The sequence below is a fragment of the Psychroflexus salis genome (assembly GCF_014640175.1).
In the GTDB taxonomy this organism is placed as follows: Bacteria; Bacteroidota; Bacteroidia; order Flavobacteriales; family Flavobacteriaceae; genus Psychroflexus; species Psychroflexus salis.
In genome coordinates this window covers 1-876 of record NZ_BMGL01000031.1, presented here as the reverse complement: position 1 = coordinate 876, position 876 = coordinate 1, and the positions used below count along the sequence as shown (strand labels likewise).

Annotated in this window: 2 protein-coding genes; both read left to right on the top strand. The window is 29.1% G+C overall.

What is annotated here, in order from left to right:
* The first annotated feature begins 83 nt into the window (after window positions 1-83).
* A complete protein-coding gene (locus tag IEV63_RS12915; protein ID WP_188407229.1) occupies window positions 84-344 on the top strand; it encodes a UPF0175 family protein in 261 nt (86 codons plus the stop codon).
* Window positions 344-844 (top strand): PIN domain-containing protein, encoded by a 501-nt coding sequence (locus IEV63_RS12910; protein ID WP_188407228.1) that lies wholly within the window; start codon window positions 344-346, stop codon window positions 842-844. The genes IEV63_RS12915 and IEV63_RS12910 overlap by 1 nt, the downstream gene beginning before the upstream one ends.
* Window positions 845-876 lie beyond the last annotated feature (32 nt).

Here is an 876-nt window from a genome sequence, read left to right as displayed (position 1 = left end):
ACGTTATGCTTTATGTTGAAAAAAATCCCAAATAGAATTAAACTTCACAGAAAAACATTAAATTTGAATAAAAGTAAATAGAGATGAGCATTCAAACAATATCGGTTGACTTTCCTAATGATATTCTTTTGGCTTTAAATGAGTCAGAAAATGACCTTAAAAAGCGAATCAAAGTAACATTAGCAATTCAATTATATAAACTTCAAAAATTGACAATTGGAAAAGCTGCACAGCTTTCTGGAATGTCACGACTTGAATTCGAAAAAGAACTCTCTAAAAATAAAATCTCAATTTCAAACTTGAACGAAGAAGACGTTTTAAGCGATATTGAAAAATTGAAATAATGAAAAACGGACTTGTAATTGCCGACGCGGGACCAATTTTTTCACTTGCAATTATCGATAAACTCGAACTTTTAAATCACCTCTTTGATGAAATTAAAATATCGAAAGCTGTTTGGGAAGAAATTACATTGGATAAAAGCACCGAATTTTACTACAATATAGAACAGTTTTTTAAGCCAAAAGTTTTGAGTATTAAAGGATTTAATGAACTGACATTTGTTATGGATTATGGAGAATCTGAATCTGTGATTTTATACAAGGAATTGAATGCAGATTTTCTACTCATTGATGACAAAAAGGCTAGAAAGATTGCCGAAAATTTTGACATAAAATGTATAGGAACTTTGGGAATATTATCAGTAGCAAAAGAAAAAGGGTTAATAAATGACTTGAGACCGATTTTTAAAACATTTCTTGAAAACAATCGATATTATTCTATAAAATTATTGAATAAGTTATTAGAAAGACATAACGAGCTGAAAATAAAACACAAAGCATAACAGCGCATAACAAAAATGGCGAATTTAGAGCT

Bases quoted from the DNA above. Each gene is read 5' to 3' on its own strand.
- IEV63_RS12915 (WP_188407229.1), top strand. From the start codon at position 84: ATGAGCATTCAAACAATATCGGTTGACTTTCCTAATGATATTCTTTTG.
- IEV63_RS12910 (WP_188407228.1), top strand. From the start codon at position 344: ATGAAAAACGGACTTGTAATTGCCGACGCGGGACCAATTTTTTCACTT.